The sequence below is a fragment of the Enterorhabdus sp. P55 genome (assembly GCF_009911695.1).
Classification (GTDB): Bacteria; Actinomycetota; Coriobacteriia; order Coriobacteriales; family Eggerthellaceae; genus Enterorhabdus.
The window spans coordinates 1-918 of record NZ_QWKK01000003.1; positions in this window are offsets into that span (position 1 = coordinate 1).

Consider the following 918-nt stretch of genomic DNA (forward strand, 5'->3'; position numbering starts at 1 on the left):
GACCGCGGAGGGCGTGGTGGGTTGTGTGGGGTGCGCCGGGGGGGGGGTGAGTTTCCGGCGCGAGGCGTACTGTGGGCTGTGCGGGGATGTGGGAGCGCGGCGCCACGGTGGGAGGCGCGGGCGCGCTGCGGGTGGTGCGGGGTGCGCTGGGGGGCGGGTGCCCGGCGTAGGGGGAGGGGCAGGGGATGTGGAGGGAGTGTGACGATTGTGGAAAGTCGGGTGATTCGTGGTTGAAAGACCGTTGCTTTCGCGGTGCGATTGCGTGCGGGGCTGTCTGGCCCGATTTAGGGGCATCTGGGATTGGGGCGCTTATCGTTTTGCAAGGTGGATCGCGGAATTTGTACGCTTTCCAGTCACCTTATTTCATGTCAAAAAGTCTTGGCTTCGTGTAACGGAAAGGTTACAATGAAGCAACCTTTGGGATAGTTATGCCCAAAAGTGGAAATCGGGGCGTTCCGCGCGTCTCCTTCCATCGCCTAAGAGCCTGGCAAAACAAGGGCTCCAGGGTGGCATGGGGGGGGTGCTCTGTGGCTCGTCGCGATGACTCGAGAACCAAGGTCGGCCGAACGGCAATCGGTCGGCAGGAGAGGGTCGGCGCCGCCAAGGGGGCGGCGCGAGGCAAAGGCCCTCATAGGCGTAAGGATTGAAGCGATGGGACAACAGTTCAGAGAAATGCTGACTCAGGCTATAACGCGCGCACGGGCGCGCAGGAGCGACGCCGTCGCGCCTGCGGCTGCTGATGCCGTCGAAGGGCGCGTCGCCGCGTGTCTTGATGACGTTGCGGCAGACGTGTCGGACGCTGGCGACTGCGTTGCACATCAGCCCGATAAGGCGCTGATGGCCTGCGATGACGCTGCAGCTGCGGATCTCCGCGTACGCGCGGGCGCAAGCGCGAACGCATGCGCGAAGCGCGTCGGC